Origin of the sequence: Pseudomonas sp. MAG002Y (assembly GCF_019400845.1) — a bacterium.
Classification (GTDB): domain Bacteria; phylum Pseudomonadota; class Gammaproteobacteria; order Pseudomonadales; family Pseudomonadaceae; genus Chryseomonas; species Chryseomonas luteola.
On the sequence record NZ_WOEJ01000013.1, the window covers coordinates 1 to 16,214 of the forward strand.

At 51.8% G+C, this 16,214-nt stretch carries 13 protein-coding genes; 6 read left to right on the plus strand and 7 right to left on the minus strand.

Annotated features, from left to right (window positions below):
* Positions 1 to 224 precede the first annotated feature (224 nt).
* The 4 genes from cmoB to lon form a co-directional block, all read right to left on the minus strand.
* Positions 225 to 1,193, minus strand: coding sequence for a tRNA 5-methoxyuridine(34)/uridine 5-oxyacetic acid(34) synthase CmoB (gene cmoB, locus GM154_RS17920; protein WP_219652964.1), 969 nt, complete (start codon positions 1,191 to 1,193; stop codon positions 225 to 227).
* Positions 1,190 to 1,930 (minus strand): carboxy-S-adenosyl-L-methionine synthase CmoA, encoded by a 741-nt coding sequence (cmoA, locus tag GM154_RS17925; RefSeq protein ID WP_219652965.1) that lies wholly within the window; start codon positions 1,928 to 1,930, stop codon positions 1,190 to 1,192. The genes cmoB and cmoA overlap by 4 nt, the downstream gene beginning before the upstream one ends.
* A 49-nt stretch (positions 1,931 to 1,979) precedes the next feature.
* Positions 1,980 to 2,381, minus strand: coding sequence for a protease inhibitor I42 family protein (locus GM154_RS17930; RefSeq protein ID WP_074827557.1), 402 nt, complete (start codon positions 2,379 to 2,381; stop codon positions 1,980 to 1,982).
* A 95-nt stretch (positions 2,382 to 2,476) separates the two neighbouring features.
* Positions 2,477 to 4,864, minus strand: coding sequence for an endopeptidase La (gene lon / locus GM154_RS17935; RefSeq protein WP_010797647.1), 2,388 nt, complete (start codon positions 4,862 to 4,864; stop codon positions 2,477 to 2,479).
* Positions 4,865 to 5,741: 877 nt separating this feature from the next.
* Here lon and GM154_RS17940 point away from each other — a divergent pair.
* The 4 genes from GM154_RS17940 (at position 5,742) to GM154_RS17955 (ending at position 11,169) form a co-directional block, all read left to right on the plus strand.
* Positions 5,742 to 6,419, plus strand: coding sequence for a methylamine utilization protein (locus tag GM154_RS17940; RefSeq protein WP_258019896.1), 678 nt, complete (start codon positions 5,742 to 5,744; stop codon positions 6,417 to 6,419).
* The gene (locus GM154_RS17945; protein WP_219652966.1) at positions 6,403 to 8,757 is read left to right on the plus strand and encodes a bifunctional diguanylate cyclase/phosphodiesterase; all 2,355 of its coding nucleotides are present in this window, start codon (positions 6,403 to 6,405) and stop codon (positions 8,755 to 8,757) included. The genes GM154_RS17940 and GM154_RS17945 overlap by 17 nt, the downstream gene beginning before the upstream one ends.
* 534 nt (positions 8,758 to 9,291) lie before the next feature.
* Positions 9,292 to 10,776 carry a sodium/proline symporter PutP gene (gene putP / locus GM154_RS17950; RefSeq protein ID WP_010797651.1) on the plus strand — a complete coding sequence of 495 codons (1,485 nt, stop codon included), beginning with the start codon at positions 9,292 to 9,294 and terminating at the stop codon, positions 10,774 to 10,776.
* Between the two features lie 219 nt (positions 10,777 to 10,995).
* Entirely contained in the window at positions 10,996 to 11,169 is a 174-nt protein-coding gene (locus GM154_RS17955) for a hypothetical protein (protein ID WP_167517249.1), read from the plus strand.
* 287 nt (positions 11,170 to 11,456) lie between these two features.
* On the opposite strand, the gene GM154_RS17960 is transcribed toward GM154_RS17955, so the two are convergent.
* Positions 11,457 to 12,452 carry a DctP family TRAP transporter solute-binding subunit gene (locus GM154_RS17960; protein ID WP_010797653.1) on the minus strand — a complete coding sequence of 332 codons (996 nt, stop codon included), beginning with the start codon at positions 12,450 to 12,452 and terminating at the stop codon, positions 11,457 to 11,459.
* Between the two features lie 183 nt (positions 12,453 to 12,635).
* On the opposite strand from GM154_RS17960, the gene GM154_RS17965 reads away from it, so the two are divergent.
* Together GM154_RS17965 and GM154_RS17970 are read left to right on the plus strand one after the other, a co-directional pair.
* Positions 12,636 to 13,112, plus strand: coding sequence for a VOC family protein (locus GM154_RS17965; RefSeq protein WP_219652967.1), 477 nt, complete (start codon positions 12,636 to 12,638; stop codon positions 13,110 to 13,112).
* Positions 13,109 to 13,933 carry an aldo/keto reductase gene (locus GM154_RS17970; RefSeq protein ID WP_219652968.1) on the plus strand — a complete coding sequence of 275 codons (825 nt, stop codon included), beginning with the start codon at positions 13,109 to 13,111 and terminating at the stop codon, positions 13,931 to 13,933. Before GM154_RS17965 ends, GM154_RS17970 begins: the two co-directional genes overlap by 4 nt.
* Positions 13,934 to 13,941: 8 nt before the next feature.
* Here the strand turns inward: GM154_RS17970 and mnmC are convergent, their stop codons facing one another.
* Positions 13,942 to 15,906: a bifunctional tRNA (5-methylaminomethyl-2-thiouridine)(34)-methyltransferase MnmD/FAD-dependent 5-carboxymethylaminomethyl-2-thiouridine(34) oxidoreductase MnmC gene (mnmC, locus tag GM154_RS17975; protein ID WP_219652969.1), complete on the minus strand. Its 1,965-nt coding sequence runs from the start codon at positions 15,904 to 15,906 to the stop codon at positions 13,942 to 13,944.
* 70 nt (positions 15,907 to 15,976) lie between these two features.
* On the minus strand, positions 15,977 to 16,183 hold the full coding sequence (locus GM154_RS17980; protein WP_010797657.1) for a DUF6316 family protein: 207 nt from the start codon (positions 16,181 to 16,183) through the stop codon (positions 15,977 to 15,979).
* Positions 16,184 to 16,214 lie beyond the last annotated feature (31 nt).

Below are 16,214 nucleotides of genomic sequence, written 5' to 3' on the forward strand. Positions count from 1 at the left end.
AGTGAAACGATGCATCGCCGATGGTAGTGTGGGGTTTCCCCATGTGAGAGTAGGTCATCGTCAAGCACCTATACCCAAAACCCCCAGGCCTAACCGCCCGGGGGTTTTGCTTTTGCAGCAGAAATAAAAAGAGATAGGCTGCTCTTTCTTGCGTGGCCTGCTGGCTAATCTGGTAAGGCGATATGATATAGCAGCCGTATAGACAGCTGCTATGCGAAGGCTTTCTATGGCTTTTCGGCTATGAATGTGGCACGCAGTGGGGCCGGAAGACCTTCTATAGTGCGGCTCATATCAGTAGTGTCAAGAAAGTCGGGCAAAGATTGAAATTTCATCCATTCAGTAGAGCGCTGCTCCTGAATAGAGGTTCTGCTGATATCCGCCAGTCTTATATTTTTGAATCCCGCCCGGCGCAGCCATAGTTCTAATGCTGCAGGCGAGGGCAGGAACCAGACATTTCTCATTTGAGCATAACGATCTTCTGGTACCAGTACAGTCTGCTCGTTTCCTTCTACAACTAATGTCTCGAGTACTAATTCACCTGATGAGCGCAGACATTCTTTCAGTGCTAGAAGATGATCAATAGGCGAGCGTCTATGGTAAAGCACGCCCATCGAGAAGACGGTATCGAACCCGTTGAGAGAGGGGGGAAGCTCTTCAAGCGTTAGAGGAAGACTCCAAACTGGAATATCGGGCAAATACTTTTTCATGGCCATAAACTGACATAAAAAGAGCCAGTTAGGATCAATCCCGATTACTGTATGAGCGCCGGCACCTACCATGCGCCATGCGTAATAGCCGTTCCCGCAACCTACATCCAAGACAACCTTATTGTTCAGATCCAAGTGTTTGGACACGCGCTCCCACTTCCAGTCGGAACGCCATTCTGTGTCGATGTGAATACCGAAGATATCGAAAGGGCCTTTGCGCCATGGTGATAATTGAAGTAGCGCGTTTTTTAAGGTTTGTTGAGCCTCAACGTCTAAAGGCTTTTCTAGACAAAACCTATCCTTTAAAACAATCGAGTCGGGTTTTAAGTCAGGCAGGGTCTTGAGAGCCGTTTGCCATCTCGTGAGGTCGCCATGACCTTTTTCAAGCTTTGCTGCAATCGCAGGTGGCAGACTGGCTAACCACTTTTCTAAGGGGCCTTCACCCAAGCGATTGGCAAGGCCTTCAATATTTAGTGTATTGATCATGGAAGAGCTATAAATGAAGCGAAGTTGAAGCATTGAAACCAAGGGATAACCGAGCTAAAGCCAGCCTCTTTCAAGCGCGCACGATGTACTTCAATGGAGTCAATCATCATGACATTCTCCAAAGCGCTACGCTTTTGAGCGATTTCCATTTCGCTGTAGCCGTTAGCTCGCTTAAATGCGATGTGAAGGTCGTTAAGCAGTACTTGCTCTTCCTGAAATTCAAATCTGATCTTTTCCGATAGAAGCAAAGCGCCCTTTGGGTGAAGGGTGCTGTGAATTTTACGCAACAGGCCTAGGCGTTTTTCAGGGGCGATAAACTGCAAAGTGAAATTCAAAGCCACCACTGATGCGGGCTGAAAATCCAGCGAAAGGATATCCGTTTCAACAATATCAATAGGTAGCAGTTGCTCATACATTGAGCTTTGCGCAGACATGTATTCACGGCAACGCTCAATCATGGCCGCTGAATTATCAACCGCAACAACCTTTGTTGATTCACTCTGAACGTGCCGTCTCAGCGACTGGGACACCGCGCCTAGAGAGCAGCCTAGATCATAGAGAATCGTGTTAGGCTGAGCGAATTGTGCAGCAATAACGCCTATATTTTCGACGATAGTGGGATAGCCTGGTACTGAACGCTTGATCATGTCGGGGAAGACCCGAACGACATCTTCGTTAAACGCGAAGTCGGCAACAGTAGCCTGTGGCTTGGCAAATAAACGGTCCTGCTCACTCATTAAGAGGTACCACTAGAAAATGTAAATGGTGTAGCCGAGCGGCGAGTGGCTATTTTACTTCGATACGACAAGTAAAGGCCTTTTCGGGAGCGCTATCTGCGTCCCATGGCTGCTGATATTGCAGCTTAAGCTCAGTCGCTCCTGATTGAATCGCTTGGAAGCGCCAGGAAGATATTCCTGCCGAGCCTATTCCATCTTCGCTCTCGTCAGAGGATGAAAATACCTCAGGCCCTAGGCTTTTCAGCACGGAAGGAACCGTGTTTTCGAGCTTCCATCTATAGCCTGTTGTAGGGTCGCTGGGAAGTGAGAGGTGTAGCTCTTGACCTTGTGTTAGTAAAAGAGGTTTACAGCGCGTGCGCTCGTTGATTGCGACGGTATGCTCGGGGCTGCTTGCACAGCCGGTCATTAGCAGCGTTGTCAATAAAGCGCAAAGCGTAGCTGATTTTAACATTCGTATCTCCAACCAAACTCTTCAACCGGCTGCAAGGATAACGAAGTTAAGGTAGGCAAGGGCAAGCTTGTACACAAACTGCCCTTGCTAATGGATTAAAAAAGGATTTTGGCTACATCTGCAAAACGCTTTGCAAAGTGGACAGTCAGCCCCTCCTTCAAGTACTCAGGAAGCTCTTCGAAGTCTCCTTTGTTGGCGTCTGGCAAAATAAGCTCAAATATTTTCTGCCGACGTGCTGCGATAACTTTTTCCCTGACGCCACCGATGGGCAAAACCTGGCCAGTTAAAGTCAGCTCGCCTGTCATGGCTACGTTTTTCTTGGGTGCCTGATTTCGTGCCAGAGATAACAAGGCGCTGGCCATGGTAATACCGGCACTTGGTCCGTCTTTAGGAGTAGCACCCTCTGGAACATGCAGGTGTACAAAGGCTTGGTCGAAGAACGTAGGATCTCCCTTGAATTCCTTCAGGTGGGAGGTAACGTAGCTGTATGCAATTTCAGCAGACTCTTTCATGACCTCGCCCAATTGACCGGTCAGTTTGAATCCACGGTTTAAGGTATGAATGCGCGTAGCTTCTACAGGTAAGGTAGCGCCTCCCATGCTGGTCCAAGCCAGGCCGGTGATAATGCCTACGCCGTTTAGAACCTGTTCCTTACGGAAAACAGGCTTCCCTAGATAACTTTCGATGTCACTCGCCCCAACCTTTATTCGGAGCTCAGGTTCCTCAATGAGCTGTAGAACAGCCTTACGCACCAACTTACCCAACTGTTTTTCAAGTTGGCGTACGCCAGCCTCTCGAGCATAGCCTTCAACGATACTTTTCAACGCACTGTCGCTGATGATCAGGCGCTCTTTAGGCACACCGGCTTTTTCCAATTGCTTGGGCCACAAGTGGCGTTTGGCAATCGCTTGCTTTTCTTCCGAGATATAACCCGAGAGGCGAATGACTTCCATGCGGTCCAGAAGAGGCCCAGGAATGGAGTCCATGGTGTTTGCGGTGCATACGAACAATACATTAGATAGGTCTAGCCGCAGATCCAGATAGTGATCCAGGAAATCTACATTCTGTTCAGGGTCCAGCGTTTCCAACAAGGCAGACGCAGGGTCACCTTGATAGCTGGCTCCCATCTTGTCTATTTCATCCAGCATAATGACTGGATTCATTACTTTCACATCACGTAAAGCTTGAACAAGCTTGCCCGGCATGGCTCCGATATAGGTGCGACGATGCCCCTTAATCTCTGCCTCGTCTCGCATACCGCCCACGCTGAAGCGATAGAAGGGGCGGCCCAGTGATTCGGCAATCGATTTGCCGATACTGGTTTTACCTACGCCTGGAGGGCCTACCAAAAGCACGATGGAGCCAGATACTTCTCCTTTGAAAGCGCCAACAGCCAGAAATTCGAGAATGCGGCTTTTGATGTCATCAAGGCCGGCGTGGTGACGGTCCAATACCTTGCGCGCACGTTTTAGATCAAGGTTGTCCTTGCCCTGTATACCCCAGGGTAAATCGGTAGCCCAATCCAGATAATTGCGCGTGACACCATATTCAGGCGAACCGGTTTCAAGAATGGATAACTTATTGAGCTCGTCGTCGATGCGTTTACGTACCGGTTCCGGTAGGACTTTGCCCTCCAGGCGCTGCCTGAAGCTTTCGAGATCGCTGCTGCGGTCATCTTTCGTTATACCCAGCTCCTGCTGGATCAGTTTGAGCTGCTCTCGAAGGAAGAACTCTCGTTGCCGCTCATTGATTTTTCGGTTGACCTCAGCAGACAGTTCTTTCTGCAGGCGTCCGACCTCGACTTCTTTACGCAGCAATGGCAAAACCTTTTCCATGCGCTTAAGGATCGGGACGGTATCCAAAACCTGCTGCAATTCCTGGCCAGGTGCGGTTGTCAGGGCAGCAGCGAAATCTGTTAAAGGCGAAGGGTCGTTGGGGCTGAAGCGGTTGAGATAGTTCTTTAGCTCTTCACTGTAGAGTGGATTGAGCGGAAGCAGCTCCTTGATGGCATTTATCAATGCCATGCCATATGCCTTGACCTCATCGCTTGGGTCAGTCGGGGTCTTGGCATGCTCGACTTCAACAAGGTAAGGATGCTTACGTCTCAGCCAACCGCTGATCCTGACGCGTGAAAGACCCTGCGCTACGAATTGCAGCTTGCCGTTTTCCCGACTGGCATGATGGATACGAACCAGTGTGCCGTGCTCTGGCAGGTTATCAGGGTCGAAGCTGTTTCCATCCTCGGGAGGATTGTCCATATAGAACAATGCCAGACAGTGATGATCGGTTTTGGCCACCAGCTCCAACGTTTCGGCCCAAGGCTCTTCATTCACAATAACAGGCAATACCTGCGCTGGGAAAAAAGGCCGGTTATGGATGGGAATGATGTAAAGCTTGTCGGGAAGATTTTGTCCAGGCAGTGCAAGGCCGGTCTTTGAACCGTCGCCACTGATGATTTCGGGAGTATGTTCCTGATCGCTCATTGACTTACCTTAGAATGACTATTTGCGACCAACATGGGGAGGGCTTTGAAGCTTTTCAATGTGGTCGATGGCTCCTCTAGACTTGACCGCAGATAAATAGGCAAGTGCGCTTCATTTGAGTAAGTGCACATAAACAAACTGGCTCCGTCCTATGTTGTTTGCTTGGCTATTATCTCTGTAAGGGCGAGGTAGAGAGCGTGCCGCCTGCAAGCCTGCACTGCTCTTGGCGAACGTGTTTATGCTTTTGCAAGGTTAGGCGATAACCAGACGTTGATTGTCTATCTTGATGAAGATGACATGACGGAAAACGTTTCTGATGTCATGGAAAGGTTGCGTGTTTTAGCGCGTTATCCTGCGCCGGACCCAGTTTTCAACACATGTTGTATTACGCCTGTGAAGAACTGTTCTCGTTACGGCAATGACCAGCCTCTTTCCAAAGCTCTGTTGACGGGCCTGCTTCAGGCGCTTTATGCCCTTTAGATCGATAAGTGATCATTTCCATTGCCGGGGCGTTGGATTTTGAGGCGATTGAGTACTATTTAAGTGTTCACCTTGATCGCCGAATCACGATGGCGAATTAGCCTGTCAAGTCTCGCTAAGCCTAGTCATTTCCATATCCAGTTTAGGACGTTACAGGCATGACGCCGTATTGATAGCTGTTGAAGGCTCGCCTGGGTTAGACGCTCCATCTGCTGAGCGAGACGGAGATACCCTTCAGGCGAGTAGCGGCCAGATGCGGCGTTTCCTGCCTATTGGGCTTCGCCTTGGCTAGAGAGCGCTAGATTCCTTTACAAACATCATAGCGCCTCAACTATCCCGACACTGTGCCGATAAGGACGAGTAGGTAATTGCCAAGCCGTGTTCGAAGGATAACCTCATGTCTTCATCTATGATGCGTATAGCGCGGTGGCTAACCGGTGGGCTTATGGCGCTCTCTGTTCCGGCATGGGCCACTCAAGCGAATATCGCAGTTATCGATGGACAGGATAATCCGTCAACGGATGCGGTTGTTACGTTAAGCGGAGGCACTAATCCTGCTGTGCTCCAGCCTTCGGTCATGTATCAACGGGAACGTCGTTATGTGCCGCATGTACTGGCGGTTCATACCGGAACGCAGGTCAGTTTCCCTATTAGTGATAATGTTCGTCATCAGGTGTATTCCTTTTCACCTGCCAAACGATTCGACTTGCCTCTTTATCACGGCATTCCAGCTGATCCAGTAACTTTCGACAGACCAGGCGTTGTTGTGTTGGGTTGCAATATCCATGATTGGATGGTGGGTTATATCGTTATTACCGATGACCCATGGTTTGCTGTCAGTAACGAAAAAGGTGAAATAACGTTCGATTTGCCACCCGGCAAGTACCATGTCTCTTTATGGCACCCCTTTGCAAAGGCCAGACAGCTGCCTCATGGAGGGGATCTGATTGTATCGGCCACTGCGGGCACAGCTCGATACGCTATTGAAATAACACCTGATAATGAACCCTCAGAGCCGGCGCCGAGTGCGTTGGAGCAAGCCTTTCGGAGCGCTGCCGATGACGCTGCGAAATAGCTTTCAGGCGCGCATCGCTAGCGCCATGTTCATCCTGGCGTTGCTAACCATCGGAACGGTTTATTTTGCCGTAAAGGCTGCTACCCAATCATCTGTACGGGCTGAGTCGCTTTCACAGCTCAATACCGGCGCTCGGGTATTCGAGCGTCTTGTGGAAATGCGCGGACGGCAACTGCATGACACGGTACAGGTTCTGACATCCGATTTTGCTTTCAAAGGAGCTGTCGCTTCTGGAGATGGGCTAACAATAACTTCAGCGCTAGCTAATTATGGCGCTCGGATCAAGGCGGATGAGGTGTTGCTGCTTGACCTGACGGGAAGGGTAATCAGTAGTACCGTTTCGCTCTATACAGTTGGGTCGATATTTCGCGAGGGTAATAAGGTCCAGATAGACGGTGCGACTGATCAAGCGATGCGTATCGTTTCCCTGCAACGTGTTCCGCATCTGATGGTAGAGGCTCCTGTACTTGCTCCTCTACCAGTTGCGCGCGTGGTAATGGGCTTTGCCATGGATCAGAGCCTGGCGAGCGAATTGCGCTCGCTAAGCGGCCTGGATGTGTCTTTTATTGCGCAAGAGGGGGACGTTCCAGGTGAGCCGATCAGTACCCTTTCGGATCAAGCCGCTGACGAACTGCTAAGCCATCCGGCCAATGAAATCAGGCTAGGCAAACCGTTGCCGCTCAGATTGGATGGTCGTAACTATCTGACGGAGCGGCTGACGTTAACTGATGCCGATACCTTCAAGGTATCCGCTTTTCTGCATCGCCCGCTCGACGAAGCTATGAAAGCGTTTTCTCCTCTGATGCATCAGTTGTTCTGGATAGCCATACTGACGCTTGTCCTGGCGCTGGGTCTGGCTTTACTTATTGCAAGAGGGGTTGCTGAGCCTGTTCGACGATTGGCAGCTGCTACCCAGCGGATCGGTAACGGCGATTACACCACGCCAATTGCCCTGGCGCGAAGTGATGAGTTTGGCCGGTTAGCCAGCACACTTGACACCATGCGGATCGGAATCGCCGAACGAGAACGGCAATTGAGTCATAACGCACTCCATGATGCGCTTACAGGGCTTCCCAATCGGGCGTTGGCCATGGAGCGACTGTCTCACGCCATTGCGGGAGAACAGTCTGTTGCGGTCATGTATCTGGGGCTTGAGCGTTTTCGGGAGGTCAATCAGAGCAGTGGTACTGCAGGTGGAGATGTGGTTCTGCAAACCATTGCAGATCGACTTAAACGTCTTGTAGGAAATGGAGATTGTGTTTCTCGTCTGGTTGGCGATGAGTTCCTGCTCCTGCTCAATCCAGGTACTCCTGATACTGCTCTGGCAACTGCGGAAGAAATTCAGCAGGCAATTGCTTTGCCTATTGCTGTAGGGCTGAACGAATTCAAGATGAGCTGCCGCGTAGGGGTGGCTTGCTACCCTCAGGATGGTCATGAGGCCCATGAGTTGCTCCTGCGGGCTAGTATTGCAATGCGGGACGCAGGCAGCCAGGCCGGGCGTCTGCAGCTTTACGAGAATGGTCGGGATGATGCTTATTATCGTCAGATCAGTCTTATCAGGGATCTTCAGCATGCAGGCTCAAGGGGTGAGCTGCTCTTGCATTATCAGCCCAAGCTGAGTCTGGATGGACGGGGGCCTTTCATGGCTGAGGCGCTTCTACGTTGGCAGCATACTCAGTTCGGTATGGTATCGCCTGGGGAATTTATCCCGTTGGCTGAGCGTACCGGCAGCATCACCCTATTGACGATTTGGGTAGTCGAGGAGGTGTTTCGGCAGTTGGAAGAGTGGAACGAGCGAGGCCTTACTGCACGAGTGTCTCTCAATATATCCGCTGCCGACTTGGTTGATGGCGATCTCCCCAATCGTTTGGAGCGACTACTTAAAGGTTCGACTGTACGAGCAGACCAGCTTGTTCTGGAGGTAACGGAAAGTGCCATCATGCAGGATCCTGAGCGAGCAGTAAGCATTCTGCAACGTCTCCGGGATCAGGGTATTAGTCTGTCCGTAGATGACTATGGCACCGGCTATGCCTCATTGGCTCACTTGAAACGTCTGCCGGTAAGCGAGTTAAAGATCGATCAGTCGTTTATTCGCGACCTGAGTGATAACAGCGAGGACGCTGTGATTGTTCGCTCCACTATCGATATGGGGCATAACCTTGATATGAAGGTTGTTGCCGAAGGTGTGGAATATGCTCAGGCGCTGGAGTTGTTGACGCTATGGGGCTGCGACATGGTGCAGGGCTACCTGATCAGTCGTCCGCTGCCGGCGCAGGCGTTTGAACATTGGATGAATGACCGCCGTGTTCAGACCCCTGTTGAGGCGCTAGCACTGTGACGCGCTCATAGATCGCCGTGGTCGCGATACTGCTTGTCATGAGCTTCCGACCCGCTTGGACGAATGATGGGTGTCTGCTGGCTACCCTGTTCCGACGTAAAACAGATTACTTGCGCGTCTTTCGCCTATGCGCAAAGACATTATTCATCAATGATAAGCGTGTGAGGCGCAACCAATCGGTTGCACCTGTCTCTTTCGTCGCTCAATCAATCCTGCTGACATAGAAGGTTAAGACCTTGTTTCAGGAAGCGTTTTTGATTGTCAGTGGCTATCCCAACTTGTTTGCCAATTCCGTAGAATGTTCATCCGGCTACGGTTGCACTTCGTCTGATGACGCTTTTGTCGTCTGGTAGCCCAAGGTAATACCTAGTTTGATCCAAACACGCCAGGAAACTGGTAGTTCCAGAAGACAGAATGGAACTCTGTCTGGTGCATACCTGATGGGTTGCCCAACGGTGACGGCATGTGCGTCGCCCTCTGCCAACGTGGGAGCGATGAGTAATTGATCCCACAACAACAAATAATGAGGGAATAATGAGCGTCAATACTCCAACGTTGATCACTTTCCTGATCTATATCGCTGCCATGGTCCTGATCGGCTTTCTGGCATGGCGATCTACAAAAAACTTCGACGATTACATCTTGGGGGGAAGAAGCCTCGGTAGTGTAGTGACAGCGTTGTCCGCCGGTGCTTCGGACATGAGCGGCTGGCTGTTGATGGGCCTGCCAGGCGCTATTTTTCTCGCCGGTATTTCTGAAAGCTGGATTGCCATTGGCCTGATAGCAGGTGCCTGGCTGAATTGGCTTCTGGTTGCAGGTCGGCTACGTGTCCATACCGAGCACAACAATAATGCTCTGACACTGCCAGACTATTTTACGCATCGCTTTGAGGATCACAGTCGTGTCCTGCGTATTTTCTCGGCAATCATCATCCTGGTTTTTTTCACCATCTACTGTGCTTCCGGTATTGTGGCTGGGGCTCGTCTGTTTGAAAGCACCTTTGGCCTCTCGTATGGGACAGCCTTGTGGGCGGGTGCACTGGCGACCATTCTCTATACCTTTGTAGGTGGCTTTCTGGCAGTAAGCTGGACGGATACTGTGCAGGCTACGCTCATGATCTTCGCCTTGATTCTGGCGCCAGTCATGATACTCAATGCCACAGGTGGTCTTGAGCCAGCATTTGCTGCCATCGAAAGCGTAAACCCCGCCCATTTCGACCTTTTTAAAGGGGCTACCTTCGTTGGCGTTATTTCATTACTGGCCTGGGGACTGGGTTATTTTGGCCAGCCTCATATCCTGGCACGCTTCATGGCTGCAGATTCGGTCAAGTCAATGCGCTCAGCACGTCGAATTGGTATGACCTGGATGATTCTGTGCCTGGCGGGTGCGGTGGGTGTAGGCTTCTTTGGAATTGCTTATTTTGCCGCGCATCCTGAGCAGGCTGGCGCAGTGACAGAAAACCCTGAGCGGGTTTTCATCGAGCTGGCGAAGCTGCTGTTCAATCCATGGGTGGCCGGTGTTCTGCTGTCAGCCATTCTGGCAGCTGTCATGAGTACGCTAAGCTGCCAGCTGCTGGTCTGCTCAAGTGCGCTAACTGAAGATTTCTATAAGGCTTTCCTTCGCAAGCACGCATCCCAGAAAGAGTTGGTGTGGGTAGGACGTCTCATGGTTCTTCTGATTGCAGTCATTGCGATCGCAATCGCTTCCAATCCTGAAAACCGCGTATTGGGATTGGTCTCCTACGCCTGGGCAGGTTTTGGTGCAGCCTTTGGTCCGGTTGTCCTCTTCTCGCTCCTATGGAAGGGAATGACACGTAACGGTGCATTGGCCGGCATGATCGTTGGTGCTGTGACTGTGGTGGTCTGGAAGCAGCTGGGATGGCTTGGCCTGTATGAAATTGTGCCTGGCTTTATTCTTGCGAGCCTAGCTATTGTTGTATTCAGCCGACTGGGTAGCGCTCCGAGCGCATCAATGAAGCAGCGCTTCGAGGTCGCGGAGCAGGAATACCGCAATAGCTGAGAGGTGTGTCAGCTAAGCGTAAAGAATGGTGAGCAGGGGTAAAGTCGTTCGAGAAAGAACGATGTGCCGGGTAGTGTTAGCTTTAAAGGCTCCTTTGAGGAGGAGCCTTTAAATAAGCTGATCGACCCACGAGGTAAACCATGCGTCATCGTGTTTTGCTAGCGACTACTTTAGCGGTCAGTTTGCTGCTGAGCGGCTGCTGTGGATGGTGGGGGCCTCATGGAGGTCACCATAGAAGTCCCGGTGGGCCAGGGCCAGGATTTGAACAAGGGCATGGCCGTCCGTAAAAAAGCCGGAGCAATTGCTCCGGCTTTTTTATCGCTGCTTTGTAGCGTCAAACCTGGTACGTCATTTGCTCAACCGATGGTTATCGGTCAAGTATTTATCCAATAGTGTTCGGAGAATAATCATGCCATGGCTTTTTCGACATAGCCGCTGGACAACAGGCTTGTTGCTGATTGTGAGCCTAAGCGTAGCCGCAGCGCCTGCACCTTTCTTCAAATGGCGTAGCAAGTTCAACGGGCAGGTGGTATGTCAGAGGACATCGCCCGGCGATGGATGGGAACGACTGGCAGGGCCGTTTCGAGATATCGGCTGTCAGCAGTCTGGAGAGAAGCCGTTACAGCGATGGGACAGGGTAACTGCTTCCCCACGGTCCTAAGGAAGCAGTATTTATCAGGTCAAGGCGTCTCGTTGGTGTACAGGGCGGCCTTGATCAAGTCCTGCCCGATCTGTTTCTCGAAGTGCTGCCATACAGGTTGCATGGCTGCTCTCCAGCGCTGACGCTGATCATTGGTTAACGTGATGACTTCATTGTTACCAGCACTCACGATCTTGGCCTTGTCTTTCTGATTGAGTGCGTCTGCCTGTCGATTCACCTCATAGGTCACTTCGCCAAGAATAGTTTCCAGCTTGATGCGAACGTTAAAAGGAATCTGGCGCCAGAAGCTGGCGTTGGTAATAAGCATGTAATCCAGAGAGCCATGGTTGCTCTCAGTGATATAGCGCTGCTGCTCGTAAAGATGCTTGCTATAAAGGTTGGTCCAAGGGTTTTCTGCCGCGTTGATGGTCCCGTCAGCAAGTGCCTGGTTTACCTTGCTGAACGACAGCTTGACGGGCGTAGCACCCAACGACTGGAATTGAGACTCAAGGACGTCCGAATCCTGAATGCGAACCTTTAGGCCTCGCATGTCTTCCGGCTCACGCAGCGGCTTCTGAGCGGAAAGCTGCTTCATTCCGTTATGCCAGTAAGCCAGCCCTGCGATGTTCTGCTTTTCCATGGACAGGAGCAGCTGTTGTCCGGTTGGCTTGCTTTGGAACCGATCCAGTGCGGCCTGGCTGTCAAACAGGAAGGGTAGGTCAAACAGCTTCAGTTTGGGTGAATAAGTACCCAGTTTGGCCAATGCCACTGCCAGCATTTCTACCTTGCCATCTTGAAGCGCCTGAATTTCTTCCTTATCGCCATACAAGGATGAGTTGGGGTATACCTCTACCTTGACGGTCCCTCCCAGCTGTTCCTCTACCTTCTTCTGAAACAGTAGCGCACCCTGGCCTTTAGGCGTATCTGGCGCGGCAACATGCGAGAAACGGATAACGATAGGGTCGGCTGCCATGCTTATTACAGGAGAAAGCATGGTGAGCGTGCATACCAGGAGTTTGGAAAGAGAGCGGTACATGTAGAAGTCCTTGAGGCGCATCAAGTAATTGCCAGTTCCAGGTTTGGCGGGGGCGCCACTTTATCAGTGAGATCCGTCTCAATCGAGTGCCGACAGGCAGGCGACGTATGGTCATTCCGACCTTTTGACAGAACGCAAGACAAACACGGCGTCTAAGTTCAATAGACTTCAGGAGGATCGTTCATGACTTCTATCCCTTCGGCGGCACATGGCTTTGCCATTCCCTACCTTCGCTACCACGACGCCCCCGCTGCCATTGACTGGTTACGCCTGACGTTTGGGTTCGAGGTAAAAAGCCTGATCTCGAATGAAGACGGCAGTATCGAATATGCACAGCTTGTTTATGGACAGGGAATGCTCATCGTAACGTCCGTGCTGCATAACGATGTGGATGCCTATATGGTCCAGCCGGAACAGGCCAGAGGGGTTACTCAAGGAGTGTATCTGGTAACCGATGAACCTGATGTCTTATGCGAGCGTGCCAAGGCATCGGGTGCCGATGTGATCATTGATATCCGTGAGGCGCCTTATGGAGGCCGTTCCTTTACTTGCCGGGACCGTGAAGGGCATCTCTGGAGCTTTGGCAGTTTTAATCCGTGGAAGGATGAGCCTGCCAAAACATCGGGTAACGGGTATGCCACCGAAGGGTACACGTCATGAAAACGGTTCGTTTACCTGACGGCACAACTGTCCCTGCGCTTGGCCAGGGTACTTGGCATATGGGTGAACAGGCATCAGCGCGCGAAAGAGAGATACGCGCTCTACGCCGTGGGATCGAGCTGGGTATAACCTTGATCGACACGGCTGAAATGTATGCCGAAGGAGGTGCTGAACATGTCGTTGGCGAAGCCATTCAAGGTCAGCGTGACAGTATTTTCCTAGTCAGCAAAGTCTATCCCCACAATGCGAATCGCGAGGGTGTTTTGCAGGCATGCGATCGCAGCCTCAGTCGTCTGCGTACAGATCGTATCGACTTGTATCTTTTGCATTGGCGGGGAAGAACACCGCTGAGCGAAACGGTAGAAGCATTCGAGACGCTGCGAGAACAAGGCAAGATTCTGCATTGGGGCGTGTCGAATTTTGACGTGGACGATATGCTTGACCTTGCGGACGATCGCTGTGCCGCGAATCAGGTCCTGTATAACCTGGAGGAGCGAGGCATTGAGTTTGACCTCCTGCCTTGGTGCCAACGGCAGCAAATGCCTCTTATGGCTTATTGTCCGGTAGGGCAGGGTGGCGGCATGCTCCAGCATCCAGCTCTTCTGGCCGTCGCGGCGCGACTTGAGGTTACACCGGCTCAGGTAGCGTTGGCTTGGGTGCTTCGACAGCCTGGGGTGATTGCCATACCCAAGGCCGTCGGGCTTGATCATATCGAGCAAAATGCCAAATCTGCGACGCTTCAACTATCGGAGCACGATCTGGCATTACTTGACGCGGCGTTTCCTCCGCCCCAGCGAAAGCAGCGGTTAGCGATGGTATGAGTATGTCATCAAGCTTGGCCCCTGATAACGGCTCTCAGAGGAAACCGGTTGGGGTGACAGGCCTCTGCTACGGCACGAGGTAATGGCAGTGGCTCATTGTTCAACCAAGCCGCCAACAGCTCGCCGGAAAGTGGCGCGGTGATCAGGCCTCGAGAACCGTGGCCTGCGTTGACAAACAGGTTATTCAGCCAAGGTACCGGACTCTTCGGTACTTGCCGAGCATCTTTGCCGAGAATGGAATAAGTATGCGCAAAGGCGGCAGCATCAGCTATCGGGCCCACGACTGGAAGATAGTCAGGGGTCGTACAGCGATACGCAGCCCGTCCTTCCAATGTTGCTGGATCCAGTTGTTCGGCGCCAAGTGCCTTGGCCAGCACGGGTGAGAGGGCATTAAGTAATGCAAGATTACCTTTATGTTCTTCAGTGCACAGCTCAAGATCGTCACGCTTGAAGTCGAAGCTGGCTCCCAGCGTATGGAGATGATTCCGTGAAGGAGCAATGTACCCTTCACCGCAAACAACGCATTGCAGCGCCTGGCTTGCGCGTGTCGCTGGTAAATGAGTTATCTGTCCACGAATACGTTTGAGTGGTAGTTGGGTGTTCTCTATCAGTGTTGCCGTCTCGGTAGCGCTGGCCACCACAACAACAGACGCTTGAGCTAAAAGTGCTTCGTTGCCGTACACCTTCCATTGGGCGTGGTGACGCTCGAGCCGAATAGCCTCCTGATGGGTCATCAGCGTGATATTGGGATGCTGCAGTAAAAATCGACAGAGCGCAGGTGGATGAACCCAGCCCGACTCCGGAAAGTGAACTCCCCCTTGGGAAAGCTCAACCCCAGAAAGCTTTGAGGCTTCATCAGCACTGACTCGGCGCAGTAAAGCTGATGGCAACCGTTCTGCCAGTTGCTGCTGACGTTTGTCCTCGGCAGGGTCAGTAGCCAGTTGTATCGTACCGCACCCATCCCAGTTCAATGTTTTGTCCAGACCCTCCAGCAGACGACGGGTATAGCCAAAACCGCTTAAGGCTAAGCGGGTAAGGGGTGTGAAGTGAGGGGAGAGTTTAAGGTATAGAACGCCTTGCAGATTGCCAGACGCCTCTGCTGCAGAAGTTGCATGGCGCTCCAGAACCGTTACCTGCCAACCGCGCGTTGCGAGACTGGCCGCTGTCGAAGCGCCTGCCAGCCCTGCACCTATTACTATGGCTGTTCTAGGGCCAATATGGAGCGGCGGCCGCTCAAACCATGGTTTGACAGAGCCAGGTACCGGCGCCACAAGACTGCCTTTGAGCATTTCCCGCTTATGTCCAAAGCCTTGTACTTTCTTCATTGCAAAGCCCGCCTCTAGCAGACCGCGGCGAACAAATCCGGCACATGTAAAGGTAGCGAGTGTTGCATCATCAGCCGACAGCCGGGCTAGTTGCCCAAATAGAGCGCTTGTCCACATATCCGGGTTCTTGGCTGGAGCAAATCCGTCAAGAAACCAGGCATTGCACCGAGCATCCAGCTCCGGCAGACAATTGAGTGCATCACCTACCAAAAGCGTTAGCGTAACTCGGCCATCATCTAGGGAGAAACGCTGAAAGCCAGCATGTACGGCAATGTATTGAGCCAACAGAGCGTCGGCGTAATCCACTAATTCAGGCCAAAGGGCCAGCGCTTTTTTCAGGTCTGAAGCACTCAGCGGGAATTTTTCAACGCTAACGAAGTGCAGCCGTGCCTTAGCGGGTGCTGTCTGTGTAAAGAGCTGCCAGGCACAAAGAAAATTGAGTCCCGTTCCAAACCCTGTCTCACCAATCGTAAAGACCTCACCTGCATGAAGCGCGGCGAAACGACGTGGGAGCTCATTTTGAGCCAGAAAAACGTAACGGGTTTCTTCAAGGCCACTCGCCTTGGAAAAATAGACATCGCCAAAGGAGCGGGAGATCGGTTGACCCTGATCGTCCCAGTCCAACTCAGCGTGAAAGGTATCTGACATCGACTGCACTGCTTATTTGGGCCAAGCAAAGCGCAAGTCTAGCCGATCCGAACGCGAGATTTTAGAGGAATTAGCCAGCTCGCTTTTGAATTTCAGCGGCCTGGGTCATTCTGGAGATATACCGTCCGATCTGGTGCTCGGCCTCTTCACGGGTAAAAAAAGGTCCTTCGAGCGTACCTTCTCGCGTTGTGAAGAAATAATTGCCATTAACCCAGCTAATGCGCTCGCTGCGAAAATGAGTGGCTGAAGTACTATCTTCAGTGCGCTTACCAAACATGACTGATCTCCGAACCGATTTACTTTCTGAC

What these genes read in the sequence shown, in the direction of transcription:
- GM154_RS17930 (WP_074827557.1), bottom strand. Translation starts at nt 2,381, where the DNA reads ATGTTAAAATCAGCTACGCTTTGCGCTTTATTGACAACGCTGCTAATG.
- GM154_RS17970 (WP_219652968.1), top strand. Translation starts at nt 13,109, where the DNA reads ATGAAAACGGTTCGTTTACCTGACGGCACAACTGTCCCTGCGCTTGGC.
- GM154_RS17965 (WP_219652967.1), top strand. Translation starts at nt 12,636, where the DNA reads ATGACTTCTATCCCTTCGGCGGCACATGGCTTTGCCATTCCCTACCTT.
- lon (WP_010797647.1), bottom strand. Translation starts at nt 4,864, where the DNA reads ATGAGCGATCAGGAACATACTCCCGAAATCATCAGTGGCGACGGTTCA.
- putP (WP_010797651.1), top strand. Translation starts at nt 9,292, where the DNA reads ATGAGCGTCAATACTCCAACGTTGATCACTTTCCTGATCTATATCGCT.
- mnmC (WP_219652969.1), bottom strand. Translation starts at nt 15,906, where the DNA reads ATGTCAGATACCTTTCACGCTGAGTTGGACTGGGACGATCAGGGTCAA.
- cmoB (WP_219652964.1), bottom strand. Translation starts at nt 1,193, where the DNA reads ATGATCAATACACTAAATATTGAAGGCCTTGCCAATCGCTTGGGTGAA.
- GM154_RS17955 (WP_167517249.1), top strand. Translation starts at nt 10,996, where the DNA reads ATGGAGGTCACCATAGAAGTCCCGGTGGGCCAGGGCCAGGATTTGAAC.
- GM154_RS17945 (WP_219652966.1), top strand. Translation starts at nt 6,403, where the DNA reads ATGACGCTGCGAAATAGCTTTCAGGCGCGCATCGCTAGCGCCATGTTC.
- GM154_RS17960 (WP_010797653.1), bottom strand. Translation starts at nt 12,452, where the DNA reads ATGTACCGCTCTCTTTCCAAACTCCTGGTATGCACGCTCACCATGCTT.
- GM154_RS17980 (WP_010797657.1), bottom strand. Translation starts at nt 16,183, where the DNA reads ATGTTTGGTAAGCGCACTGAAGATAGTACTTCAGCCACTCATTTTCGC.
- GM154_RS17940 (WP_258019896.1), top strand. Translation starts at nt 5,742, where the DNA reads ATGTCTTCATCTATGATGCGTATAGCGCGGTGGCTAACCGGTGGGCTT.
- cmoA (WP_219652965.1), bottom strand. Translation starts at nt 1,930, where the DNA reads ATGAGTGAGCAGGACCGTTTATTTGCCAAGCCACAGGCTACTGTTGCC.